Source organism: Paraburkholderia nemoris, from assembly GCF_905221015.1.
GTDB lineage: Bacteria > Pseudomonadota > Gammaproteobacteria > Burkholderiales > Burkholderiaceae > Paraburkholderia > Paraburkholderia nemoris.
Window position 1 is genome coordinate 214,757 of the sequence record NZ_CAJNBO010000011.1, and the last position, 22,321, is coordinate 237,077.

The window sequence follows — 22,321 nt, forward strand, 5'->3', positions numbered from 1 at the left end:
CTATGGATATGACTTCAGCCCACCACTGGCCGTGGGATGTGCTCGGCATTGCGGCGAACGCCGACGAGCGTACCGTGCGCCGTGCTTATGCGCGTCTTTTGAAACAGCAACGTCCGGATGAGGATGCTGAGGCGTTTCAGCGGCTTCGGTATGCGTATGAGTCGGCTTTGCAGATGGCGAGCGGCGGCGGTGCTGCGGTGGCGATAGCCGCGGTGCCTGCTTCAGTGCCGGGACCTGTATCGATGCCGGTCCCGGTGCCCAACCCACCGCCTGAAGCACATCTTCGCGAACACGACGCCTTCGAAAGCGCCGTGCAGTTGTGGCAGCACTTCGTCTCGCAACGGGATCAGCTCGAGTCACGTCGTTCGCTGCAGGATCTATTTGCGGCCATCGTTAATATTCAGATGCGCGATGAACTCGAGTGGCAGGCGCTGGTTCATTGTCTGAACGAAGATACGCCCGCCACGCTGCGCATGAACCTGAGTGCGGTCCTGGGATGGCGGGACAACGCCGCGCATCTGCGGCGGCGCAACGCGGCCATCGCAACCCTCGCGCTAGACCGCGTATTCGCCGACGAGGACTACAACTCGCTACGCTTGCGCTTCACGAATGCAATGGCGCTGCTCGAAGGGCCTCAACCTCCGTTGGCGACCGGCGCACACGCACTGCTGCGCGCTGGCGTGCGCACCGAGATGGAACAGTTGCTGACTGCGCTCAGTCGCTATCATCCGAATGTCGTGCGCCTGCGACTCGACAGCGAGAAGGCCGAATTCTGGACCCGATGCCTGACGTTTCGGATTGGCGTAGGCCGCCTGTTCGGTCCAGCGCTTGTGCTGAGCGCATGGTGCGGCTTGCTGTTCGCCAACGCGTCGATGAACGCGAATAGCGATCAGTGGTTCGATCAATGGACGCCTGTTCAGTTGGCCGTGCTTCTGGCCACGCTGATGGTGACGCTGGTCATCAGCGCCGCGACGACGGTGCTGCTGTCCGAACCGCAGCAACAGCGGCTGCGAACGCTGCGCTCGATTGGCTGGCTGCGTTACGGATGGATTCCGGTGTGGCTCGGCGCGACCGCCGCCGCATTGTGCGACGGAGGCAGCGGGCGCTTGACGTCGATCGCAATGGACACACTCGGGATCTGCACGATGTGGGCCGCGCTGATCTATGGATGGCCGCGCATCAAACAACTCGCGATACTCGCCGCCGTCGGCCCGATCGGGTTCGGCTTCGCCGGCCATTGGCTCTCCACTGATCCTCGCGCGTGGCAGATGCCGTTCGCGCACGGCGTGCTGTTCGCTTTTTTCTTCTCTTTTGCGCAACAGGAGTGTCGCGGCTGGCTCGCACGTCGGCCGCGCCTTGCGTGGTTTGTAGCGACGATGTGGTTTGCGGGCTTCGCCACGTTGATCGTTTTGCTGTTGCAACGGGACGAGCGTTCGACGCAATTCGCGTGGGCGCTTTTTACGGTGATGGCCGCAGCGGGTGGTGTGTTGGCGACGACGCGTTGGAGCGATTTGCGCCGGGCCGTGCCGCCCTTTTTCCGCGGCTACGTACACCTCGTATGGTTGGCGTTTGCGCTCTCCAAGCCGGACATCATCGCTTGCGTGAGCGCGGGATTGATGAGTGTCTGGATTATTGAGGAAGTGAAGCAGCGGCGTTTGTCGCATAGGATGGCGCGATAGCGGTTCGCGTGGCCACCTGTGCGGGGGATGGCCCTTCTTTCTGTGGATGAAGCTCTCCGGCCGATGGATCGAGACCGCCGGCTTCACACCACGATCCCGCGTGCGCATCACCGTCGAACACCAGCGACTCATCATTACGCCGGTTTAAATACAGAAGGGCCGCGAACGCGGCCCTTCTGTATTCCCAACGGGCGCACTGATGGTCAGACACTCAACACATCAGTTGCCTTCAATCCAGATTCTGCAGTCCTTGTAATGATCTTCTATCGTCCCAAGAGCTGCATCACGATCACTATCCTTGGACATATCGAAACTGGTGTTGAATTTCGTTATCGCATATTGATGTGTATCGATACCTTCCAAATCTACCCCTCCGTTCACCCATAGCTCTGCGTCCAAGATTTTGGATTTGATATCAAGGAATCTCTCCACTCCGCCCCTGGTCCGCGCAAAAAAAATATCCATGGCTTCCTCGGTAACAATTCGCGCCCACATTGAACTTACATTGCCGTCGGCATGGTGATCAGACATCCCCCGTCAGAAGGGCGCCTCACCACTACCTCGCTTTCCGTCTCGCCAAACGTGGATATGCGGGCACATCTCATCATGACTATGGCTCACGTCGATATCTAGACCTGGCTTCCCATCTGGGTCATAAAATCAACCATCCCCCGTTATCGGATGTACATACCAAGTACCCGGAAGTCAATTGTATGGTCGCCCTCGTTCCGTGCCGCGCGGATCGTTAACTGAACCGGGTTGCCACCCACATAAGCATACGCATTCGTCTGGCCACTCGCCCAGCCGATCGGATCCTCGCTGATGAACCGTCCGGTCGCCGGGTTGCAATACCGGTTCCGATAGCAATACATCAGTACTGCAGCCCTACTCCGCGGTTTGCAGTTGGGTGGTCGCGTCGTAGCTGCATTTAGATGATCGTATCTATGCTCACTTGGCCATGACCACCTCGAGTTCACTACTCCGCCCAATCGGGGCTAGACAAACGAAAGGCCGCTCGCGCGACCCTTCTGTTGTCCAACTATTTGACCGCCCAGACGAACGAACTGGAAAGAACCTAAGCATCCCTCCTGTTCTCAGCAAAGTAGCGCTTGCCTAACTCGATATCCTGGGGACTACAATCATCAGGCGCAGCTAGGTATTCTCGAAGACGTCGCTCCAGCCGAACCCGGACAGCTTCGGCTCGCAAATCAGAAAGCTTGATTCGTATCACATAGGCGGCGACCCCATGCAGAACCTCATAGAGCGCTGTATGCAAATTGCGCATGATCGTCTCTTCAGAGGAGCCAATATACCGACTCTCACGTTCATCGGCCACGTCATAGAGTCCATCAACGGAATATCGATCCGATCCAGATTTGCTTGTCGAGAGAGAACGCAAGTCAATTTCGGCAGGCCACTCAGAAATTGCACGGGAGAACAAATTGCTGAATTCGAGCGACATGTTTTTTCCTTCAGTCATCATTTTCGTATGCGCCCGTCGGGCCAGACGCTTTGGGGAGTTTGCTTCTTTTCCCACGATTTCCGATTCGGCCACCGCCCGCTGACCACCACCAACTCACACCAGGAGTTGATCATGGCTGATGCCAATCATAAAGCACGTCCACCCGTCACCGAGCGATCCGTCACCATCCAGGAATCCTGGCGCTATCAGAAACCGGCACGCCTGCCCTTCCATATGCGCAAGGAGCCGGCCACCTTTCCGTGAATGAAGCTCTCCGGACGATGGATCGAGACCGCCGGCTTTGAGCCTGGACAGCGCGTACGTATCACCGTCGAACACCAGCGGCTCATCATTACGCCGCTTTAAATGCAGAAGGGCCGAGAATGCGGCCCCTTCTGTCGCTGCAACTTCAGATTGCACTGGCAACGCTCAACCTAATTTACGCCGTCACTTGCATAAACATATATGTCAACGGCCGCACCGACGTCGCCAACTGCCTTGAGAAACGATGGCGTGAGCGAAATCGGGTAAATGGCTGTGTCGGGCAACCAGAAGAGGCCCATGCGGAACTCGACCGCGTCCACCCCTGGAAACCTGACCAGCCGCCTCACTTCAGCCTCGTAGCTTCGCAAGAAACTGAGCGTCGCATCAATCTGCGGTTCAAGGAGATGCTCGTCAATTGGCGACACCGCGATTTGTAGGGACGAGGACTCTCTGATGGGGCGGTATGCATTCCCAGTCGGCCCGCGTCGAAATATGTCTGCTAAACCGGACCACGGCGAGGACACCAAGAATCCGTCTACATCGAAGTCCGCACCAGATCCACAAAAAATGCAACCAGGCATAAAGTTCATCACCTCACAAATATTGAGCCTTCACCCGCATTGCCCGGTCTCTAAAAGATAGATCTTGTAGTACTCCAACGCAGTGTCTTTCGGGACTTGCCCGGTCCGTGGGTCTTTAAGCTCTTTGATCAACGAACCGCCATCTTGCCGGTGGAGCCAATTCCAATAAGTATTCGACAAGCCATACTTCTGGTCCCATGGTCCAAGCCCAAACGGATCAGTCTTTGACACCGGGTTCCCGCCCACGTAGGCATACGAGTTCGTCTGACCACTGGCGTAGCCTAAGGGGTCTTCGCTGATGAACCTCCCTGTGCCCGGACTGTAATACCGGTTCCGGTAGTAGACAAACGGTACTGCGACAGACCAAACCAGTTTGCAGTTGCGTGGTCACGTCGTAGTCGCATTGATTGAAGGTACTTACGTACCGAGTAGGGCCTGTCCGCAGACATCGCATCTCCGGTTACGCGGGCGTCAGCGGTATGAACTCTATGCGGATATTTCCATCAGGAAGGTGCAGGCATTCTGGACTTAAAAATCACAATCCCGAGTCGAACGCCAATCCATATCCCGCACGCCATTCCGAATGGGAACAACGCCAACGTAGCCTCACGCCACCCGTGCTTCGCCCACAGAGAAAGTCCACTACTGGCAACCACTACCAGCAAAACCGTCGAGTAGAAATCAATCAGTTGCCACGGTGATAACAAACCGTTCGACCATCCTGGTAGCCTCCATTTCTTAGCTTTTGGCCAGAAAAGATGGTTTAAAAGGAGAGCACACAAAGCCAGGAAAAAGCCCATCGCACCTGCTAGCCCGCCAAGGAATACCCAACTCTCAAACGGCATATTGGCAACAGGTTGCACGGACAATCCTGCCACAAACACTACTGTTAGCACCACCACCTTGATCGCAGGCCAGAACATGAGTTTATTTGCCACGACTATAGGTCACCTCAATGCCAACTGCAGCACAAGCAGCGCCCCCAAAACCTGCACTTGGAAAGCCGATCGCGATACCGCCGCCCGCCCCTCGATAAGGCCGCCCCCCGAATCCCGGAAGGCCGGACGAACCAGACTGGTTGAATTCCACGCCGCTGGAGGCACCGACGCTTGCATTAAAAGGACCTAAGCTAGTGCCCGCCTCCGCAAAACCACCGATAGTTACCGACGAACCATCGCTACTTCTACTTGGTACTGCGCCGTTTGGATCGAAACTAAGCCCTATACCTGCGCCGCGCCCGCCGCGTATCCCCACCCCAGTAATGCTCGAAGCCGTTGGGGCAGAGCCGTCGCCGTAGACGGTGACCTGTACGCCGAAACCTCCATACACACTCCCGCTGACGCTCCAGAAACCGAAAGGGTCGTACAGCGACACGGGATTCCCGTTGACATAAGCATACGCATTCGTCTGCCCACTGGCCCACCCGATCGGATCCTCACTAATGAACCGGCCCGTCTGCGGACTGCAATAGCGGTTCCGATAGTAAACAAACGGTACTGTTCAGTCGCGGCAGGCTCATAGATGTCAGCGCACTTCAGAGGCGCACCCGACCGCATCGGTCGTCGCGATCTCCTTGTTGCGCTCGCGAAGCAGCTAACTAACTGAGCGAACTCACGAGTTTGCCTGCCTCGTCGTAACTATATGGATCGCGTGAGCTCAGGTAGTCACACATACGCAGATTGTCAAGAGTCCCGTTCGAGCGGGACTCTTAACAAGCACAGAAGCCGAAGATAATTCAGCCAAAGATCTCGTCGTACCAGAAGGCCTGCTTATTTCGGAACCAATCACTAAACTCACTGCGATCAAATACAGCAAGTTGCCGAAGGCCAACTCCGTATCGACGAAACAAGGCAAGTAGTTCGCGAAGACCTTCTTGATCGAGTGCTGTCGGGTTGACAGTGATATACAAGGTGCGGAGATGCCCTTCGTATCGCACCACGCACGGCAGCCTGTTAAGCCATGCAAAAAACGCGTCCTCGTCACCTCTGGAAAAATACCGCACACCTGTTGCTTCAAGTTCCACCGTTGTTGGCGATCTGTTCATCGACGACGTGCTCCACCAGGAAAGATATTTTCGTAGTCGCCACCGGGCGTTTCAACGTCCCAATGTGACCCACCGTGTGACTCGCCTTTGCTTGGGTCATGTGGTCCTGTCGGAACCCACACGCGCCCGTCCTTACCGCGCCAGCCATACCCTCTTCCGTTCGGATTTTTGACCCAATCGTCACCGCCCTTAGGTGAGCAAAACCCTTCCGCGTCTCCGGGCTTACCCGGCGCCTTCGGCCCATCCTTGTCGTAAGCATTCGATGGTGGCTTCGCCCATGTTGGTCCGTTAAACAGGTCGTTAAACCACTGCGGAACACCGCCTGCCTGCCCAGACCCGCCACCCGGCGGCGGAACCGGCGTGTATGGGAACACCATCTGCAATCCGGACGGATCATTGAACTGAACCGGATTCCCGTTGACGTAAGCATACGCATTCGTCTGCCCACTCGCCCAGCCAACTGGATCCTCACTGATGAACCGTGCGGTCGTTGGGTTGTAGTAGCGATTGCGGTAGTAAACAAACGGTACTGTGGCGCTCCCGCACAGATTACATGTTGGAGGTCACGTCGTAGTCGAAGTAACTGGCGCGCAATACGGCTCTATTCGAGTAATCTCGGCAGACGTACACGCAAGAAAGACGCTAACACCACTATTAGGATCAAGCTCGAAGAGCAGCAGGTTGTCGTCTGTCCTCGCGAAACAAACGTCACATACCCAGTTGTCTTGAACAAAAGCTTCCATAGATATGTCGGCAATCTTTACCTCAAGTAGAGTCAGCGTAATGATGCAGTCTGGTCCACGCGCGATCCAGTTTGGGTCATCCTGCCCCCAGTGCCGAAATTCGATTGCGACATCCACGACCCGGGCGCCACGTTTTCCGTGCTCCATCTTGATAGACAGCACATGCGCATCATGGAAAGCCGGCCAGTATCCAAATACCTTCTTCAGCAAGTCGGAGTTGCCTACCTCACCCCACCCATAGTCATAGACTTCGCCCATCATTTAGCCCCCAAGGGAGTCGGCACACGTTAACTCATCAAGCATTGCGATCGGTCATGACGACCTTCTCACGAGGGCGTCGACGGCATGGGTTGCGCGCCAACGCCTAGATCGGAGATCCATTCTCAAAGGATCGGACAGAGTGGAAGCCCTTCATCGCGGTCAAAATTCGGCCCAGCGTTGTGACCGTGCGGCATCATCCCATTGTGAGAATGGCCACCATGATACTGAGCCGATAAGTCGCCATTTGAATCGTAGTAGTTCACGTTGGGTTTAAAAGGATGAACGATAAACCCGCCCCGCGGCCCACCCGTAATGGGCATGAGTTTGGACTCCCCAAACGGATCCGTGAACTGCACCGGATTGCCGTTGACGTAGGCATACGCGTTCGTCTGACCACTAGCCCAGCCAATCGGATCCTCACTGATGAATCGCGTCGTGTTCGGGTCGTAATACCGGTTCCGGTAGTAGACAAACGGTACTGCGCCGACACTCATCGGTCTGCAGTTGGGCAAGCGCGTCGTAGCTGCATTCGTTGAACGTACCTACCTCCGGTTGGCTGTGACCGCCCAAAGCCCACTGCTCCGCCCGAGCAAGAGTAGATAAACGAAGGGCCGCTCAAACGCGGCCCTTCTGGTGCCTGACTGTTGATAGCCTCAAAGCTAGGGACTAGCCTGTGCCACCCCCCTCGTTCTCAGCAAAGTAGCGCTTGCCCAGTTCGATGTCAGCAGGCAAGAACCGAAGCTCAGGCATCTCCATACAATTCTTTAAGTGCTTTTCAAATCGAACACGAACAGCAGCTTCCCTAAGATCGACCGGCCTTATTCGACTGACACACAACGCGGCTTCGTGCAACACACCGAAGATTGAGTTGTGTAGGTTACGCAAGATAATTTCCTCTGTCGAACCAATATAGTGCGCCTCCCTCGCATCAGACAAATCGTACAAGCCTTTAACTGAATGGCGATCCGATAGCGGATCGCGTCGAACCAGTACGCTCAGGTCGACTACCTCGGGCCATTCGAGAAGAGCGTGTCTTAGCAAGTCATTGAATTTGAACGACACCGTTACGACCTCCCTCATTTTCGAACGCGTCCATCCCCTTCCGCTGTCTGACTGTTTGATAGCCTCAGAGCGAACTGGGACGAACCTACCCCTCCGTGCCGTTCTCCGCAAAGTAGCGCTTGCCTAGTGCAATAGCGTCTGGCGGATAGCCCAAGTCCGGCATTTCCATACAATCTCGAACATTTCTATCAAGCTTCTGCCGAACCGTTTCTGGCCTTAATTCAGACACCTTGATCCGGATAACATACGCCGCAGCAGCGTGTACCACCTCGTAAATTACGCAATGCAGATTCCGCATGATGATTTCATCAACCACACCGATATGCTGCGCTTCTATTGCATCTGATATCTCAGCCAGCCCACGAACGGTATACCCGGTCGACGTCGGAGAGCTTCGCACTAGATGCTTCAGATCAATCTCGGCCGGCCACTCCTGTAGCGCCCTGGCCAGAAGATCACCAAACTTGAGTGACATACCTCTCTCCATTCTCTATTTCCGGATGCGCCCATCGGGCCAGATGCTCTGAGGAGTACGATCGTTTTCCCATGATTTCCTGTTCGGCCAGCGCTTCCATTGAGATCCATCACCGTCTCGATTGCCGTGGCCAGAGGTATCCTTCTCCCACACAGAACCGTCGAGGCATTGTTTCCCTGGAGTGCCATTGATTGGTCTGAATCTTTCTTTTGCCTTATCCGGATTATCCGGATAAACAACAGGATCATCAGCGTTGCTGTCCGCAAAGGTTCCGCCAGAGGGGTTGCTTAACCAGTCGTCAAGCCCCAGCGAACCAGACCCAGGCGTCCTCGGTCTGAACCCGCCACCTGGTACATATGGGCCCGGCGTAAGAGAACCGCCGCCAGCAAACTGCAACCCCGACGGATCGCTAAACTGGACCGGATTCCCGCCTACATAAGCATACGCATTCGTCTGCCCACTCGCCCAGCCAACCGGATCCTCACTGATGAACCTTGCTGTGGCCGGACTGTAATACCGGTTCCGGTAGTAATACAGCCCCGTCCCATCATTCTCCCGCCCGGTGTACTGCTGCGGGTTCGGGTCTGCCGCGCCGGTTTGCGTAGTCTTGCCATAGGGCTCATATCGGTACTGCGTCTGGCTCTGCTGGTTCGCATCCGTCAGCGCAACCACATTGTTGTTCGCGTCGCGCAGAACATAGCGGTCCTGACTCGCATCGTCCCCAATACGCCGGTACGTCAGTTCATCCAGTCCGCTCTCCGGATACGGCGAGAATTGACGGACACGGTGCGCGTAATCGTTGTCGACAATCGTGAAGTTCAGTTCGTCGCCAATCCAGAACGACTGCGTCCGATGACCATCAACCGTCTGCTCCCGGCGATTGCCGTACATGTCATATCTGAAGCTCGCCGTGACTCCTCCAGTAATCCCGGCCAGCAGATCCTGCTCGTTCCAGCTGTACTGGTTCGTACCGTCGCTGGCCAGGTTGCCGTTCAGGTCGTAGCTGTATGTCCTGCCGCTCCAGCGAGTGATCTGGTTCGCCAGGTTGTACTGCGCGTCGTTCACCGCCTGCGGCAGGTCCACTTTCGCCAGACTCCCGCCCGCCTTCGTGCGACGGCCGCCCAGATCATACCCGTACGTCAGGTCGCCCAGCACGCTGCCATCGGCGCGTTTGTATGTGATGCCAGTCAGCTGACTGGCGGCATCCCACGTGTAGACCGCCGTGATGCCGTTAGCGAGTGTCGCCTGACTGCGCCGGCCTAGGGCATCGTAGCTGTAGCCGAACGTGCGCGGCGCCTCCCCGTTCACCTGGTACTGGATCTGCGTGATCCGATGCTCAGCGTCGCGGCTGTAGTCCACCGTCGCGTCGTTCAACTCGATGCGCGCCAGATCCCGGCTGTCAGCCGCGTAGCGCAACCACCAGCGCCCCTGCTGGCTGCTCGTCTCAAACCACCCATTGAAGTAACCCGTCACACTGTCGTAGTAGCGATAGCTCGCCGCAGGGGGCTGATTCACGCCGGCATCAGACGTCGTCTGCAGCCTACCGAACTTATCCCAGCCGTAGCTCCAGTTACGAACAGGCTTGGAGTTGGGCTTGCCCGTCGGCGTGAAGTAGACCGTCTGCAGGTGACCAGCCGCGTCGTAACCATACGTCCTCGTCTGGTCCATGCGGTCAGTTACTGTCGCCAGTTGCCCCGCGCTGTTCCACGTGTATGTCTCGCTGTGGCCCAACGGATCGGTCTTGCTAACTGGCCTCCCGACCGCGTTGTATGCGTAGCGCGTTGTGACACCCTTCGGATCGGCCTGACTAAGCAGGCGTCCATTGCGGTCCCACGTGAAGCGGGTCACGCCGCCCAGTGCGTCGGTCACGTCGGTGGTACGGTTCAGAGCATCGAGCGTGCGTTTCGTCCTGTTGCCCTGCGGATCCTGCACTACCGTCACGCGACCGGCCGCGTCCGTTGTGTACTCCGTGCTGCGGTTCAGCGGATCGGTGACGCTTATCAGATCCGCGCCGGTCCAGGTGAACTTCGTCACGCCCTTGAGCGCGTCTGTCACCGTCAGCGGGCGGCCCTGGCTGTCGTTCGTAAGTGTTGTGCGGTTGCCCACGCGGTCCGTGACCGTGAGCAGGTTGCCCTTCGAGTCGTACGTGTAGACGGTCGCCACGCCCCGCTGCGGGTCGCCCGCCTGCGCTTCGGTCAGCAACTGGCTATAGCTGTCAAACGTACGCGTGACCAGCGTGCCGGATTGATCAGCCTCGCTCGTGCGGTTGCCGTTAGCGTCGTAGGTATAGGCGTACTGGCGATCACCCGCAGTGAGATTCGTCACGCGACCGTTGCCGTCGTATGTGTACGTCTGCACCTGCTGGATCGATTGCCCTGCCGGATACGTGTTGCGCACCACCCGCCCGTTTACATCGAACTCGAGCCGGCGGATGCTGCCCCGGCGGTCAGTCACTTCGGTCTTCGTCACCTTGCCGTCAGTGATCGTATAGGCGAAGCCGAAGGTGCTGCCATCCGCGAGGTTCTGGGCAACCATGCGGTCGTTGTCGTCGTAGGTATTGGTGACCTGAACGTTACTTTCCGGATCCGTGACCGTCACCAGCCGTGATTTGCTGTCCCAGCCGTATTTCCATACGCCGCCGCCGGCGTCCGTGACCTGCGTGAGGCGGTCCTGGCTGTCGTAGGTATAGCTGACCTGACGATTCAGCGGGTCGACCACGCGCGAGATGAGCGGCGTGCCCCGTGCGCCCACGATCGACGTGAACGTAAGCACACGGCCATTCGGACCACTGATGCTGGTGACCGCACCGGTTACGCTATTGCGGGTAATCGTCACCGTATTGCCGTTGCGGTCCTGCACACTGCTGAGCCGGTAGATTCCCGCGACCATCGTGAAGCGCAGCACGCGGCCATCGCGCAGGGTCAGCACCCTGATGCTGCCGCTTCCATTGCCATTGCTCACTGTGGCTTTGTAATACTCACCCGGGCTCGTCAGGTCATCCCAAATCGCGCTGCTGCCCGCACGCAATGCGAATGGCACGCGGATGCCACTCGGCAGGTACAGCTCGACCCGTTGCCGCATGCCATTGCTATCCTCCGCACTGATTGCGAGATAACTGTCGTAGTTGAACGTCGTACCGATGCCGAACGCGCCGGCCATCGGCCTGCCCGAGGTGTCGTAGGCGCTGCTGCGGTACACCCGTGCCAGATCTAGTGCGATCGTGTCGGCGACATGCAGGTCATGGGCAACCAGATGGAACTGGCCCGTGTACAACCTGACCGGGTCGCCTCCCGAGGAGCTGCTCCCGCAGCCCGCCGTTGCATCAGACGCACAGCCGCCCGCGCCTCCAGGGTTGCCGTCCACACCGTCACCGTCCAGGACCACGGCTTCGTCAGGCGACTGCGGTTCGACCGTGGTGCCTCCGGAAGAACCGCCACAATAGGCGGCGAACGTAAACGGCTCGCCGCAGGCATAGCCGGATTTATAGCTGGCGCTCGCCGCGAGCAGTTTGCAACTCGGGTTGGTCGGATAGGCACCGTTTGCTGCATAGTCGTCGGCGCATTCGGCATACGCATGTGGCGCGACAAACCATGACATCAGCACGAAGAAGAACAGCACGAGCGGGCGCAAAAGGACCCGACGCGCCGCGAGGGTATCGATGAAGTGCATAAAGGTCTGAAAGAGACTGAGGAAGGGAGGGCGTCGCGAACCTACCGCGCGCTGGCCTGAGTCAAGGCCCGCGACGATGCCGATTTGCCGGCATCAGATACAGGCGAAGGACCTACGTCGTTCACCGGCGACATCGAAGACGCCACCCCCTGCCGCCGAATCGCCGTGATATTGCCGGCCGCGTCGTAGTCGTAATACGCAGTCGCGCCCGCGACAGTCACCGAGGTGAGGCGGCCCAGCGCGTCGTATCCGTAGGTGACGTCATCGGCTTGGGCAGACGTCACAGACATGAGTAAGCAAACCACAGCGCAACAACTCGCTACGCGCCCGACTGGCACCCAGTGACTTTCTCGGCAAGTCTTCGCACCGGAACGGAAGCGCCTAGATGGAACAAACATCGACATCCTCCAACCATATTTATAGGTTTACTAATTGATTGGACGATATTCAAAAGCGAATCGAATTTATAGAGGATGATTCTCTAATTGTGTAGTGACTTTCTTACACGGCGGTCGAACTTTGAGGGAACTATGCGCCAGCGCAAAATGCGTCCACCAAATACGTCGATCACGCTAGTCAATGGACTCCTCGACGTGTCCATACTGTTGGCCCCAAAAAACAAAGGGCGCACCACCCAGTGCGCCCTTCGCCTTCCTGCCATTGCGGTACTACATCAACCGCCCACCAAACCCATCACACGCCAAAAGGCATCAAGCCTCGAGTTGCTCCAGCACCTTCCCCTTGGTCTCAATCCCAAGAAAGTGCACCGCAATTGCCGCAATAAACGGCACAGCCGCGAGAATATAGAACGCCACTTCCAGATTACCGCCGATCATCGTCTTCGACACGATCGCCGGCGCGAAGATCGCCGCTACCTTCAGCCATGCGCCGCCCACGCCGCAGCCCATCGCACGGATACTCGTCGGGTACAGCTCCGGCGTGTACACATAGGCCGTGATAAAGCCGCAAGCAAGAAACCCGAGCGAGAACGCACAACACGTCGCCACCACATACACCGACGAATTGTGGAACACACCCGCCAGCAGCAACGACAACGCGCACGCCACAAACGACAAATTGATAATCGGCTTACGCCCCACCTTATCGACCAGCAGCGCACAGGTCAGCGAACCCACCACGCCCAGCACCGAAGCCGCCACCGCCAGATTCAACGCGAGTTGCAGCGGCGCATGATAAACCGTGCGATAGATCGTCGGCAGCCATGTCGACAGACCGTACTGAATAAAGCCGCAAGTAATCCACAGCATCGCGACGGCCATCGTGCGCTTCAGATACGCGGGCCCGAACAGATCGCTCATACGGCGCTTCGGATGGCGATTGGCCATCGCGTCGAACTCAGCCGCATTGGCAACCGGCGGAAGCGGACCTTTCACGGCGCGTTCGAAAGCATGCACCGCCGTATCGGCATCGGCCATTCGTTCGCGTTCGGCCAGCCAACGCGGCGATTCCGGCACCAGTTTGCGCAGCACGAAGAACAGAATCAACGGCATGCCGCCGATGAAGTACATCGCCTGCCAGCCGAAACGCGGCACGATCCACGCACCCAACGCGTTCGATGCGAGCAAGCCGACCGGAAAAACGATCTCATACAAGAGCACGAAACGTCCACGGCCATGCGCGCGGCTGATCTCGTTGATATAGGTCGCGGCCACCGGCAGCTCGCCACCCAGCCCGAGCCCCTGAATCACACGCAGCACGACAAACGCCGCGAAGGTCGGCGCAAAGCCGCACGCAATACTCGTAATGCCGATAATCCCCGAGCTCAACGCAATCGCCTTCACACGGCCTTTGCGTTCCGCGTACCACGGGAACACAAACGCGCCAATCAACTGGCCGACCGAGCCGGAGCCGATCAGGAAGCCGATTTCCCACGGCGTCAGATGCCACTTCGCAATCAGGATCGGCAGCGTGGCCGCGATTGCGATCACGTCGAAACCGTCGAAGAACGTCGCGAGACCGATCAGTATGCGCGCGCGCACCTGCATCGCATTCTTCGGCAAGCGCTCGAGACGCGCGATGATCGAGCCCCGGGTCACGGGGCCTGAGACACCGGCGCTGCTGCGGTCCCCCATGGTGTTGTCGATGGTTCTCATGCCGTGGTGCCGTCCGTAGGTGTGGTTAGGCAAGCGCCGTTGAGGCGTCGGTCAGGGTGGCAAGGTCGATAGTCCGGCCCTGGTTCATCCATTTGCGCGACAGTTTCAGTTCGCGCGGTGTGTTAATGGCGATGACACCGCGAATCGCGCCGTCTTCCAGATGAAAGAGCGTGGCGTGTTTGCCCGGCAAATCGCCGCGTATCGCGAGTTGCGCATCGCCCGGAATGTCGCCGAGGATTTGCAGATTGACGTCGTATTGATCGGACCAGAACCACGGAATGTCCGCGTACGGTTCGAAATTGCCGAGCAACGCTTTTGCCGCCGAGATCGCCTGGTTCTGCGCGTTGGCCCACGATTCGAGCCGCACGCGGCGCTTGAGCCACGCACTCGGATGGTTCGCGACGTCACCGCACGCGAAGATGCGCGGGTCGTCGGTTGCTCCGAAATGATCGACGACAATGCCGTCTTCCACCTTGATACCCGCTGCTTCGGCCAGTGCCGTATGCGGCGTGAGGCCGATGCCGGCGACGGCGAAGTCGGCGTCAAGTGTGGAACCGTTAGCGAACGTTGCGCGGATACGGTTGGCGTCGTTCGGATGATCCGCAATCGACACGAGCGACGCGTTCAAACGCGCATCCACGCCGTTCGCACGATGCAGTTGCAACAGGAAATCCGACACCATCGGCGGCAGCGAGCGGGCGCACAGACGTGGCGCGCCCTCCACGACCGTCGCGTCCACACCGAGCTTGCGCGCAGTAGCTGCGACTTCGAGACCGATCCACCCGCCGCCAACCACTAGCACGCGCTTGCTTGCGCGCAGCCGTTCGCCGAGAACGACCGCTTCGTCGAGCGTACGCAGATAGGTGATGTGCGAGGTCTTCACCAGCGCGTCCGGCAAACGGCGCGCGGCGCCACCGGTTGCGATCACAAGCCGGTCGTATTGCACTTCGCGACCTGACTGCGTGCGCACGATGCGCTGTTCACGATCGATCGACGTCGCGCAATCCGGTTGCCATGCTTCGACGTTCAGCGCGTCGAAATCGTCAGGCTTCACGAGGCGCACGGTTTCGATATCGGCTTCACCGGAGAGCACGGCCTTCGACAGCGGCGGGCGCTCGTACGGCAAATGGATTTCGTCGGCGATCATCACAAGGCGGCCGTCGAAGCCTTCCTTGCGCAACGTCTTCACGACCCAACCCGCCGCCTGGCCGCCGCCGATCACGACAATCGTGCGCGGCGCTTCGAGTCCAGCGTGTGCAGCTTGTGCCTTTTCAGCAGCAGCGTCAGTCATTTTTCCGCTCCGTCATGAACTTGCCTTCCGGCGCCTTCGCGTTTTTCTGGCGACGTGTATTGCCGTCGATGCCACCGTCGATCGCCCACTCGGCGAATACGGTCGGACCCGGTTCGAAATCGCGCGGCTGCCATTCGGGCGTGAGCTGGTCTTCGTCGGCGTAGTACTCGATCAGGCCGCCGGCCGGATTCTGGAAGTACCAGAAGTACGCCGACGACACCGGATGACGTCCCGGACCGAGTTGCGTATCCCAACCGCAGCGGCTGATATGCATGCCGCCGCCAAACACTTCGTGGATATCGCGCACGGTGAACGCGACGTGATTCAGACCGCGCTTACCACCGGGCAAAGCCAGCAGGAAAATGTCGTGATGGCCACCGTGCGGTGCGCAGCGCATGAACGCTCCACGGCCCGGATAACGGTCCGACATTTCGAAGCCGAGCAGTTCCTGGTAGAACTTCTCTTGTGCCGCGAGTTGGTTCGTAAAGAACACCACGTGGCCCACTTCAACCGGTTCGGCACGTTCGTAAATCGGCGACGGTTGATCGACGCGCAGCGTCTGGCCCCACACGTTCGACGGCGAACCGTGAATGTCGAGCGCACGCTTGCGAGTCACTTCAACGCGAATCGCCATACCGTTCGGATCGATACAACCCACAGCATCTTCCGTTTCGAAGTGGCCCGGCTGACCGGCAAAGCGGCCGCGCAGTTCGTCGAGTTCCGCTTTCGTTGCCACACCCCACGTCACTTCACGCAGCGTCGGACCTTCTTCGAATGCGGGCGGCAGCGACGGGTCGCTTGCATCGACGACGAGAATCGTGCAGCCGTTCAGTGTTTCAAAACGTGCGTGCGTTTCGTCATGCGCGACTTCTTTCAAACCCCAGTCCGCGAAAAAGCGGCGACAGGTGGCGAGATCCGTCACGCCGTAAATAATCTGTTCAATGCCGAGAATCGTCATAACGTGCCTCTTGCGTATTTCGCGTATTAGTTCGCCCACGCCAGCGGCGCGTCGTTCAAGCCCCAGTAGAGGCTCTTCTGCTGCATGTATTCGCGGATGCCGAGTCGGCCCTTCTCGCGTCCCATGCCGCTCTCTTTCCAGCCGCTGAACGGCGTCGAGATCGAGAACAGCTTGTAGGTGTTGATCCACACGGTGCCGGTTTCGAGCGCACGGGCGATCCGGTAAGCGCGTTTGTAATCGCGCGTCCAGATGCCGGCGGCGAGGCCGAACACACTGTTGTTGGCTTCTTTCAGCAGCGAGGCTTCGTCGTCGAACGGCATGGCGACCAGCACCGGGCCGAAGATTTCTTCCTGGCAGATGCGGGCGTCGTTCGTAAGACCTTCGAGGATCGTTGGCTGGAAATAGGTACCCTGCTCGCGGCCATCGCCAACTGGACGTTCGCCGCCGCACAGCAAACGGCCGCCCTCTTCCAGGCCCAATGCGACGTAACGTTCGACGGTTTCACGATGTGCGGCAGTGATCAGCGGACCCATCTGCGTTTCAGCACGCGACGGATCGCCGACGCGCAGCTTGCACGCGCCCTCCGCGAGACGCTTCATGAACGCGTCGTAAATCGAGCGCTGCACGAACAGACGCGAGCCCGCGATGCATGCCTCACCTGACGAACTGAAAATACCGTACAGCACGCCATTCACGGCGTGATCCAAGTCGGCGTCGTCGAACACGATGGTCGGCGATTTGCCGCCGAGTTCGAGCGACACGGGCATCAGCTTGTCCGCAGCGATGCGCGCGATGCCGCGGCCCACTTCGGTGCCGCCCGTGAACGACACTTTCTTGACCAACGGATGGCGCACTAGCACGTCGCCGATTACCGAGCCTTTGCCCGGCACAACGCTGAGGACACCCTTTGGCACGCCGGCTTCTTCACAGATACGCGCCAACGCAAGCGAGACCAAAGGCGTGACTTCAGCCGGCTTCAACACCACGGCGTTGCCGCCTGCCAACGCTGGAGCCAGCTTCTGCGCATCCGATGCAATCGGCGAATTCCACGGTGTAATCGCCGCGATCACGCCGATCGGCTCGTAGATGCTCATCGTCAGATAGTCGCCGCGCGAGGGCGTCACTTCTTCGTCGAGCGTTTCGAGGCAGGCCGCGAAATAGCGGAAAGTGTTCGCAGCGCTCGCCACCAGCACGCGCGTTTCGCCGATCGGCTTGCCGTTGTCGCGACGCTGCAATTGCGCGAGCGCTTCGTGGCGCGCCATGATCAGATCAGCAACGCGATACAGGATCAGCGCGCGTTGATGCGGCTTCAAACCCGACCAATCCGCGCGGCGCCAGGCGATATCCGCGGCTTCCACGGCTTCACGGGCGTCGTCGGCATTCGCCGTCGAGATTTCCATGTTGACCGACTGATCCGCCGGATACAGGCTTTTGTACGGGTTGCCACGCCCTTGCCGCCATTCGCCGCCGATGAAAATATCGCCGGTGGGCACGAGGCTGGTATCGAAGTGAGTCATGTCGGTCGTTCCGGTTTGCTTCAACTAATCAGCTAAGGTCTAAATCACGCAGCGGGCCGCGCGATTGCGTAGCGCACGGATCGCGCTGTACGCGGTCAATGCGGACGTCTTGGGGTTGTCCGGCAGCGGCTTACCGCACATTTCCAGCGACATCTCACCGAAGGCGCCGCGCGCCACGATGCGGTGCACATTGCGCGACACGTTCGGGTCGGCGATCAAGCGGACCATGGTGTGGTCCAGTCCCAGGCCGGCCAGCGCAATCGTCGCGGCGACGTTGGCGTTCTTCGGATACAAGCGCGCCGCTTCCCGTGCGCTGCCTTCGAAAATCACGGTCTCTTCGCTCAGCGTGTGCAGATTGCAGAGCTGTTCCGCGGGCGTGCCGAGCCAGCCCGAAGGCGGCTTGCGGCCCGTGTACAGCACTTCGTCGAGGCCGCCGAGCTTGGCGGCAGACAACGCATCCACGCCACCGATTGCGCCCGACAACAGCGTCAACGTTGCGTCGCCTTCATCGGCTGCAGCGGAGAGCGCGTCCAGCAACATCATGTCGGACAGCGCGCCGATCGAGGCGACCGCGCAATCCGTACCGGCTTTCAGCAAGGGCACCACGTGATCGACCAATGCGCTGTGCCCCGCGCATTCCAGTGCGAAATGCGGCTGGCTGCTCAACGCGGACACGGAGGCCACCACATCGACCGACGCGCCCACCACTTCACGCACCGACGCCATATGACGCTCCGGCACGATCACGTGCGACACGCGCACGGTCGGATCGGACTCGACCGAGCGATACACCGCCTGGCCGATCGCGCCGAAGCCGATCATCGCGACGTCGACGGGAGCGTGATGCCCCGCGTAGCCGGTCTCACGCATGTTCCGGCTCCTTTTCCTTGACCGGCGGGCCCGCGAACGCGGTGGCGAACGAGCCGACCGACAGCATGTCCACTTCGACCAGCACGGGACCGATCTTCGCCATGCCTTCGCGGATGATCTCCTCGGCCTGGTCGAGCGATTTGATGCGGTAGTGCGTGAGCTTCAAGCTCTCGCAGAACTGCGCGAAATCCGGCTGGTGCAGATCGACGTAGCAGCGGCGGCCGCCGTATTGCGCGTCCTGAATGTTGCGGATCACGCCGTAGCACTGATCGTTCATCAGCACGATCATCACGTTGGCGTTTTCCTGCACGGCTGTTGCGAGTTCGCCGACGTTGACCATCAGGCCGCCGTCGCCAACCAGGCACACCGTCTTCGCGGCATTGCCCGCGAGCGCTGCGCCAATCCCCATCTGCATGCCCTGGCCGATACCGCCGCCGAGTGCATGAACGCCCGCGCGCGGCGAGAAGATCTTCAGCATGCGGTTACCCCACGTGCTGTTCGAGATCGTGACGTCGCGCACCCAGTTGTAATCGCGGCCCACGGCCTGCTGCAGGGCGTCGACAAGGCGCTTGTACGGGCCGAGGCCCTTGCCCACATCGGCGACGGCGCTTTCGCGCGCGGCAGCCAGATCCGGTGCGAACGTCGGATCGACCTTCAGTCGGCCTTCGAGCAGCGTCGCAAGTTCTTCGAGAACGGCCGATGCATCGCCGTGAATGAACATGTCGTTGCGATAGCCACGGTTGTCGGCGAGTGCGTCGGCGTCGATGCGATACAGCGGTTGCGGCAGCGCCAGCTTGTACTTCAGCGTTTCATTGCCACGCAGACGCGAACCGACCACCACCAGCGCATCGCACGTCTTGTAGAAGCTCTCGACAGCGGCATGCACGTTGAACGCGCCGAGCGTCGCCGGATGATCTTCAGGCAACACGCCACGACCCTGCACGCTGGTCACCACACCGAAGCCCAAGGCCACGAGACGTTCAACCGCAGCACGTGCATGACGCGTGCCGCCACCGAGCCACAACAGCGGACGCTTCGCATTCGCCAGTTGATCCGCGAGTTGCACGACACGCTGGCTGCAATGTGTGAGCGTGGTGACGTGCGGCGCGGCCAGATCGGCAGGCCATTCGATTTCGGCCGCTTGAATGTCGATCGGAATTTCGACGCTGACCGGGCCGCTCGGCGCGGTTTGCGCGACACGCACGGCTTCGCGGATGGTCGGCAATGCGGTTTCGACCGAGCGCACGCGGAACGCGGCCTTCGAGATCGACGACAGCATCGACAATTGATCCGGCGCCTCGTGGATATAGGCGAGATCCTTGTCGAGGTATTCGGTTTCGATCTGGCCCGTCACATGCAGCAGCGCGGTGCCCGCGGTCAGCGCTTCGACCATCGCGCCGGCAGCATTACCCGCAGCAGTGCCGGTGCTGGTGAATGCCACGCCAAGGCCGCCGGAGACGCGCGCCAGGCCATCAGCCATGTTCACCGCGCCCGCTTCGCCACGTGCGCCGACGTAGCGAATCTTGCCGCGGTTGTGGATCGCGTCGAGGATCGGCATGTTGTGGATCGAGATCACGCCGAATGCGGTTTGAACGCCGCATTGCTCGAGAAAAGCGGCGATCAGTTCGCCAACGGTGGTTTTATTAGACATGTCGTGCAACGCCTCCAGAAACATCGATGTGACTGCCCGTCGTATAGGACGACAGCGTCGTAGCCAGATAAAAGAGCGCTTGAGCGGCTTCTTCGGGTTTGCCGAAGCGGCCTAGCGGAATGTTTTTCTTGCGCGCCAGTTCGGCGGTCCAGTCTTCCCAGCTCTGGCCCGGCTGCGCTTCTTTCGCGTAACGGCGGCGCCATTGACCCGATTCGACGATGCCGATCAGAATCGAATTCACGCGAATGCGTTGCGGCGCGAGTTCGACCGCAAGTGATTTGATGAGGCTCAGCACGCCGGCGCGTGCCGACGAAGTCGCCACCATGTGCGGCTCGGGTTGCAGAGCCAGCAGCGAGTTCACGCAGACCACGGCGGGGTTTGTGGCGTCGCGCAGCATCGGCAGAAAGGCGCGGGTCGGGCGGATCACGCTGAAGTACTTCAGGTCGAGCTCTTCGCGCCAGGCGTCGTCGGTGGTGTTGGCGAACGTCGACACGCGACCCTGGCCTGCGTTGTTCACCAGCATGTCGGTGCGGCCGAAACGCGCTTGCACTGCTTGCGCGAACGCTGCAACCTCGTCCGCGTCTAGCACGTCGCAGGTTTGCGCCAGTAATTGCGCAAGCGGAAACTGCGCCTTCAGCGATGCTTCCGCTTGCGCGAGACGTTCGCTGTCGCGGCCGCAGATCGCAACCGAAGCGCCTGCTCGCAGAAACAGTTCGGCAGTTGCGAGGCCGATGCCGGACGAGCCGCCCGTCACCACCGCTACCTGTCCGGTCAAGTCGATTTGAATCATTTGAGCCCCAGTGCCTTAAAGTATTTCGCGCCCGAGTTCGCGCTACCCGTCGGCCGGAAGTTGAGCCGCTGCGAGAGTTCGTCGGCCGCGCGACGGACCTTGTCGATCAGGCCGCTGTCGAGCAGCGACGCATCGATCTCGTGGCGCGGAATCGTCGTCGTGATCACGGCGACGATGCGGCCCGTGTCGTTGCGTACCGGCGCGCTCACCACCGAAATACCGCGCTCGAACGACGACTCGCTGACGGCGTAGCCGCGCTTGGCGTCATCGCGAATGCGTTCGTACAGATCGTCGATGGTGGCCGGCGTTTGTTTCGTGAAGCGTTCGAGTTCCGGCTCCGGATAGAGCTTTTTCAGGTCGTCGAGCGTCATGTCGCCCATCAGCACCTGGCCGTGCGTCGTCGCATGGGCCGGCAGGCGCGTGCCGACATTCACCTTCACCGAACTGAAAATCGGCGCATGGCTTTGCGCTTTGGCCACGAACACAACGTCACGTCCGTCGCGAATCACGATGTGGCTGGTGAGACCGGTGTCGTTACGCAGCGCTTCGATGATCGGCAAACCGAGGTCGGTCAGTTCGAGCGAGCTCAGATATTCGAAGCCGAGCCGCAGCACCGCGACGCCGAGGCGATAGTTGCGGTCCTTGTCGGCACGCTCGAGAAAGCCGAGCGATTCGAGCGTTTGCAGCAGACGGAACACTGTCGTCCGGGGAATCTTCAGGCGCTTCGATAGTTCCGGTGCGCCGAGTACCGGCTCGCGTGGCGAGAACTCCGTCAGAATCTTCAGACCGCGTTCCAGACCCGGCACGCGATAGCTAATATCGCTGCTCGTGTCTGCGTCGTTGCGGTCGTCGTCCGCGTCGCGCTCGGCGCTAACCATGTCATGCGTGTC

General features: G+C 59.5%; 25 protein-coding genes and 1 pseudogene. 4 read left to right on the forward strand and 22 right to left on the reverse strand.

Features of this window, described 5'->3' with window-relative positions; all coding sequences use genetic code 11:
* The first annotated feature begins 2 nt into the window (after positions 1 to 2).
* Entirely contained in the window at positions 3 to 1,679 is a 1,677-nt protein-coding gene (locus KHO33_RS18985; RefSeq protein ID WP_200561087.1) for a J domain-containing protein, read from the forward strand.
* Positions 1,680 to 1,725: 46 nt separating this feature from the next.
* Positions 1,726 to 1,827, forward strand: a complete 102-nt coding sequence (locus tag KHO33_RS18990) for a SymE family type I addiction module toxin (RefSeq protein ID WP_200561089.1) — start codon at positions 1,726 to 1,728, stop codon at positions 1,825 to 1,827.
* Positions 1,828 to 1,898: 71 nt separating this feature from the next.
* Here KHO33_RS18990 and KHO33_RS18995 read toward each other — a convergent pair whose 3' ends face one another.
* The 3 genes from KHO33_RS18995 to KHO33_RS19005 all read right to left on the reverse strand — a co-directional run bounded on the left by KHO33_RS18995 (position 1,899) and on the right by KHO33_RS19005 (position 3,141).
* Positions 1,899 to 2,210: a hypothetical protein gene (locus KHO33_RS18995; protein WP_200561091.1), complete on the reverse strand. Its 312-nt coding sequence runs from the start codon at positions 2,208 to 2,210 to the stop codon at positions 1,899 to 1,901.
* 143 nt (positions 2,211 to 2,353) lie between these two features.
* Positions 2,354 to 2,551: an RHS repeat-associated core domain-containing protein gene (locus tag KHO33_RS42930; protein ID WP_200561093.1), complete on the reverse strand. Its 198-nt coding sequence runs from the start codon at positions 2,549 to 2,551 to the stop codon at positions 2,354 to 2,356.
* A gap of 203 nt (positions 2,552 to 2,754) precedes the next feature.
* Positions 2,755 to 3,141: a hypothetical protein gene (locus KHO33_RS19005; RefSeq protein WP_128576021.1), complete on the reverse strand. Its 387-nt coding sequence runs from the start codon at positions 3,139 to 3,141 to the stop codon at positions 2,755 to 2,757.
* A 132-nt stretch (positions 3,142 to 3,273) separates the two neighbouring features.
* Here KHO33_RS19005 and KHO33_RS42795 point away from each other — a divergent pair, with 132 nt between their 5' ends.
* Together KHO33_RS42795 and KHO33_RS42800 are read left to right on the forward strand one after the other, a co-directional pair.
* Positions 3,274 to 3,405, forward strand: coding sequence for a hypothetical protein (locus KHO33_RS42795; RefSeq protein WP_321207607.1), 132 nt, complete (start codon positions 3,274 to 3,276; stop codon positions 3,403 to 3,405).
* Positions 3,406 to 3,507: a SymE family type I addiction module toxin gene (locus tag KHO33_RS42800; RefSeq protein ID WP_268963893.1), complete on the forward strand. Its 102-nt coding sequence runs from the start codon at positions 3,406 to 3,408 to the stop codon at positions 3,505 to 3,507. It abuts the gene before it with no gap.
* Positions 3,508 to 4,016: 509 nt separating this feature from the next.
* On the opposite strand, the gene KHO33_RS42935 is transcribed toward KHO33_RS42800, so the two are convergent.
* The 19 genes and pseudogenes from KHO33_RS42935 to KHO33_RS19110 all read right to left on the reverse strand — a co-directional run bounded on the left by KHO33_RS42935 (position 4,017) and on the right by KHO33_RS19110 (position 22,309).
* The gene (locus KHO33_RS42935; protein WP_200561634.1) at positions 4,017 to 4,358 is read right to left on the reverse strand and encodes an RHS repeat-associated core domain-containing protein; all 342 of its coding nucleotides are present in this window, start codon (positions 4,356 to 4,358) and stop codon (positions 4,017 to 4,019) included.
* Between the two features lie 131 nt (positions 4,359 to 4,489).
* Positions 4,490 to 4,924, reverse strand: coding sequence for a hypothetical protein (locus KHO33_RS19020; RefSeq protein ID WP_128576023.1), 435 nt, complete (start codon positions 4,922 to 4,924; stop codon positions 4,490 to 4,492).
* Positions 4,914 to 5,462 (reverse strand): annotated as a pseudogene (locus KHO33_RS42940) (RHS repeat-associated core domain-containing protein); the annotation flags it as partial. The pseudogene KHO33_RS42940 and the gene KHO33_RS19020, both read right to left, overlap by 11 nt.
* 259 nt (positions 5,463 to 5,721) lie before the next feature.
* The gene (locus KHO33_RS19030) at positions 5,722 to 6,030 is read right to left on the reverse strand and encodes a hypothetical protein (RefSeq protein WP_120304165.1); all 309 of its coding nucleotides are present in this window, start codon (positions 6,028 to 6,030) and stop codon (positions 5,722 to 5,724) included.
* Positions 6,027 to 6,578: a polymorphic toxin type 37 domain-containing protein gene (locus tag KHO33_RS42945; RefSeq protein ID WP_407946186.1), complete on the reverse strand. Its 552-nt coding sequence runs from the start codon at positions 6,576 to 6,578 to the stop codon at positions 6,027 to 6,029. Before KHO33_RS42945 ends, KHO33_RS19030 begins: the two co-directional genes overlap by 4 nt.
* Positions 6,579 to 6,593: 15 nt before the next feature.
* Complete coding sequence (locus KHO33_RS19045; RefSeq protein WP_200561095.1) at positions 6,594 to 7,034, reverse strand: Imm50 family immunity protein; 441 nt, start codon at positions 7,032 to 7,034, stop codon at positions 6,594 to 6,596.
* Positions 7,035 to 7,156: 122 nt separating this feature from the next.
* Positions 7,157 to 7,528 carry an RHS repeat-associated core domain-containing protein gene (locus KHO33_RS19050; protein WP_200561097.1) on the reverse strand — a complete coding sequence of 124 codons (372 nt, stop codon included), beginning with the start codon at positions 7,526 to 7,528 and terminating at the stop codon, positions 7,157 to 7,159.
* 172 nt (positions 7,529 to 7,700) lie between these two features.
* Positions 7,701 to 8,096 (reverse strand): hypothetical protein, encoded by a 396-nt coding sequence (locus KHO33_RS19055; protein ID WP_200561099.1) that lies wholly within the window; start codon positions 8,094 to 8,096, stop codon positions 7,701 to 7,703.
* Positions 8,097 to 8,181: 85 nt separating this feature from the next.
* Complete coding sequence (locus KHO33_RS19060) at positions 8,182 to 8,571, reverse strand: hypothetical protein (RefSeq protein ID WP_200561101.1); 390 nt, start codon at positions 8,569 to 8,571, stop codon at positions 8,182 to 8,184.
* A gap of 15 nt (positions 8,572 to 8,586) precedes the next feature.
* Entirely contained in the window at positions 8,587 to 12,240 is a 3,654-nt protein-coding gene (locus tag KHO33_RS19065) for an RHS repeat-associated core domain-containing protein (protein ID WP_200561103.1), read from the reverse strand.
* A 41-nt stretch (positions 12,241 to 12,281) separates the two neighbouring features.
* Positions 12,282 to 12,530: an RHS repeat domain-containing protein gene (locus KHO33_RS19070; RefSeq protein WP_234480339.1), complete on the reverse strand. Its 249-nt coding sequence runs from the start codon at positions 12,528 to 12,530 to the stop codon at positions 12,282 to 12,284.
* Between the two features lie 420 nt (positions 12,531 to 12,950).
* A complete protein-coding gene (locus KHO33_RS19075; protein WP_093634284.1) occupies positions 12,951 to 14,354 on the reverse strand; it encodes an MFS transporter in 1,404 nt (467 codons plus the stop codon).
* A 25-nt stretch (positions 14,355 to 14,379) separates the two neighbouring features.
* Positions 14,380 to 15,645, reverse strand: a complete 1,266-nt coding sequence (locus KHO33_RS19080; protein WP_200561105.1) for an NAD(P)/FAD-dependent oxidoreductase — start codon at positions 15,643 to 15,645, stop codon at positions 14,380 to 14,382.
* The gene (locus tag KHO33_RS19085) at positions 15,638 to 16,603 is read right to left on the reverse strand and encodes a VOC family protein (protein WP_200561107.1); all 966 of its coding nucleotides are present in this window, start codon (positions 16,601 to 16,603) and stop codon (positions 15,638 to 15,640) included. Before KHO33_RS19085 ends, KHO33_RS19080 begins: the two co-directional genes overlap by 8 nt.
* A gap of 26 nt (positions 16,604 to 16,629) precedes the next feature.
* Entirely contained in the window at positions 16,630 to 18,120 is a 1,491-nt protein-coding gene (locus KHO33_RS19090) for an aldehyde dehydrogenase (protein ID WP_200561109.1), read from the reverse strand.
* A gap of 39 nt (positions 18,121 to 18,159) precedes the next feature.
* Entirely contained in the window at positions 18,160 to 18,990 is an 831-nt protein-coding gene (locus KHO33_RS19095) for an aspartate dehydrogenase (protein ID WP_054034124.1), read from the reverse strand.
* Entirely contained in the window at positions 18,983 to 20,641 is a 1,659-nt protein-coding gene (locus KHO33_RS19100; RefSeq protein ID WP_200561111.1) for a thiamine pyrophosphate-binding protein, read from the reverse strand. The genes KHO33_RS19095 and KHO33_RS19100 overlap by 8 nt, the downstream gene beginning before the upstream one ends.
* Positions 20,634 to 21,431, reverse strand: coding sequence for an SDR family oxidoreductase (locus tag KHO33_RS19105; protein ID WP_200561113.1), 798 nt, complete (start codon positions 21,429 to 21,431; stop codon positions 20,634 to 20,636). The genes KHO33_RS19100 and KHO33_RS19105 overlap by 8 nt, the downstream gene beginning before the upstream one ends.
* Positions 21,428 to 22,309 (reverse strand): IclR family transcriptional regulator, encoded by an 882-nt coding sequence (locus tag KHO33_RS19110; protein WP_054034289.1) that lies wholly within the window; start codon positions 22,307 to 22,309, stop codon positions 21,428 to 21,430. Before KHO33_RS19110 ends, KHO33_RS19105 begins: the two co-directional genes overlap by 4 nt.
* Between the last annotated feature and the right edge of the window lie 12 nt (positions 22,310 to 22,321).

What these genes read in the sequence shown, in the direction of transcription:
- KHO33_RS18985 (WP_200561087.1), top strand. Translation starts at nt 3, where the DNA reads ATGGATATGACTTCAGCCCACCACTGGCCGTGGGATGTGCTCGGCATT.
- KHO33_RS18990 (WP_200561089.1), top strand. Translation starts at nt 1,726, where the DNA reads ATGAAGCTCTCCGGCCGATGGATCGAGACCGCCGGCTTCACACCACGA.
- KHO33_RS18995 (WP_200561091.1), bottom strand. Translation starts at nt 2,210, where the DNA reads ATGTCTGATCACCATGCCGACGGCAATGTAAGTTCAATGTGGGCGCGA.
- KHO33_RS42930 (WP_200561093.1), bottom strand. Translation starts at nt 2,551, where the DNA reads ATGTATTGCTATCGGAACCGGTATTGCAACCCGGCGACCGGACGGTTC.
- KHO33_RS19005 (WP_128576021.1), bottom strand. Translation starts at nt 3,141, where the DNA reads ATGTCGCTCGAATTCAGCAATTTGTTCTCCCGTGCAATTTCTGAGTGG.
- KHO33_RS42795 (WP_321207607.1), top strand. Translation starts at nt 3,274, where the DNA reads ATGGCTGATGCCAATCATAAAGCACGTCCACCCGTCACCGAGCGATCC.
- KHO33_RS42800 (WP_268963893.1), top strand. Translation starts at nt 3,406, where the DNA reads ATGAAGCTCTCCGGACGATGGATCGAGACCGCCGGCTTTGAGCCTGGA.
- KHO33_RS19030 (WP_120304165.1), bottom strand. Translation starts at nt 6,030, where the DNA reads ATGAACAGATCGCCAACAACGGTGGAACTTGAAGCAACAGGTGTGCGG.
- KHO33_RS19045 (WP_200561095.1), bottom strand. Translation starts at nt 7,034, where the DNA reads ATGATGGGCGAAGTCTATGACTATGGGTGGGGTGAGGTAGGCAACTCC.
- KHO33_RS19050 (WP_200561097.1), bottom strand. Translation starts at nt 7,528, where the DNA reads ATGAGTGTCGGCGCAGTACCGTTTGTCTACTACCGGAACCGGTATTAC.
- KHO33_RS19060 (WP_200561101.1), bottom strand. Translation starts at nt 8,571, where the DNA reads ATGTCACTCAAGTTTGGTGATCTTCTGGCCAGGGCGCTACAGGAGTGG.
- KHO33_RS19065 (WP_200561103.1), bottom strand. Translation starts at nt 12,240, where the DNA reads ATGCACTTCATCGATACCCTCGCGGCGCGTCGGGTCCTTTTGCGCCCG.
- KHO33_RS19070 (WP_234480339.1), bottom strand. Translation starts at nt 12,530, where the DNA reads ATGTCTGTGACGTCTGCCCAAGCCGATGACGTCACCTACGGATACGAC.
- KHO33_RS19075 (WP_093634284.1), bottom strand. Translation starts at nt 14,354, where the DNA reads ATGAGAACCATCGACAACACCATGGGGGACCGCAGCAGCGCCGGTGTC.
- KHO33_RS19080 (WP_200561105.1), bottom strand. Translation starts at nt 15,645, where the DNA reads ATGACTGACGCTGCTGCTGAAAAGGCACAAGCTGCACACGCTGGACTC.
- KHO33_RS19085 (WP_200561107.1), bottom strand. Translation starts at nt 16,603, where the DNA reads ATGACGATTCTCGGCATTGAACAGATTATTTACGGCGTGACGGATCTC.
- KHO33_RS19090 (WP_200561109.1), bottom strand. Translation starts at nt 18,120, where the DNA reads ATGACTCACTTCGATACCAGCCTCGTGCCCACCGGCGATATTTTCATC.
- KHO33_RS19095 (WP_054034124.1), bottom strand. Translation starts at nt 18,990, where the DNA reads ATGCGTGAGACCGGCTACGCGGGGCATCACGCTCCCGTCGACGTCGCG.
- KHO33_RS19100 (WP_200561111.1), bottom strand. Translation starts at nt 20,641, where the DNA reads ATGTCTAATAAAACCACCGTTGGCGAACTGATCGCCGCTTTTCTCGAG.
- KHO33_RS19105 (WP_200561113.1), bottom strand. Translation starts at nt 21,431, where the DNA reads ATGATTCAAATCGACTTGACCGGACAGGTAGCGGTGGTGACGGGCGGC.
- KHO33_RS19110 (WP_054034289.1), bottom strand. Translation starts at nt 22,309, where the DNA reads ATGGTTAGCGCCGAGCGCGACGCGGACGACGACCGCAACGACGCAGAC.